The sequence below is a fragment of the Microbacterium sp. AISO3 genome, from assembly GCF_002204305.1.
GTDB lineage: Bacteria > Actinomycetota > Actinomycetes > Actinomycetales > Microbacteriaceae > Microbacterium > Microbacterium arborescens.
In genome coordinates this window covers 1-404 of record NZ_NHRF01000139.1, presented here as the reverse complement: position 1 = coordinate 404, position 404 = coordinate 1, and the positions used below count along the sequence as shown (strand labels likewise).

At 57.9% G+C, this 404-nt stretch carries 1 protein-coding gene; it reads left to right on the top strand.

The features are described from left to right. The first annotated feature begins 6 nt into the window (after nucleotides 1-6). Nucleotides 7-372 carry a GNAT family N-acetyltransferase gene (locus tag CBF90_RS16690; RefSeq protein ID WP_306460413.1) on the top strand — a complete coding sequence of 122 codons (366 nt, stop codon included), beginning with the start codon at nucleotides 7-9 and terminating at the stop codon, nucleotides 370-372. The last annotated feature ends 32 nt before the right edge of the window (nucleotides 373-404 follow it).

Genomic DNA, 404 nt, shown 5'->3' with positions numbered 1-404 from the left:
CATTACATCGATGGCTGGACGCCCGACCAAGTAGGGCTTATCTGTCTTGTTGACGACACCCCCGTCGGCGCCGCATGGGTCCGCAATTTGCCTGCCTCGGACCCAGGTTATGGATTTGTTGCCCCCGGAATCCCAGAACTGGTCATCGCAATCTCCCCTCACCACCGTGAGCAGGGGCTCGGCGGATACCTTCTGGAAAGCCTCCTCGACACGTGCAGTGCGAACGGAATTAAGTCTGTAAGTCTCAGTGTTGGTGTTGGTGTTGGGTGGTTGGTGCGGGTGTGTCGTCGGGTGGGGTTTGTGGTGGTGTCGTATCGTGGTAGGCGTGTGGTTATGTTGCGTGTCGACCAGACTCTAGGTTGTTGTGGCTAGCCGGCCCTGGTGTGCATGGTTGGTCCACATAC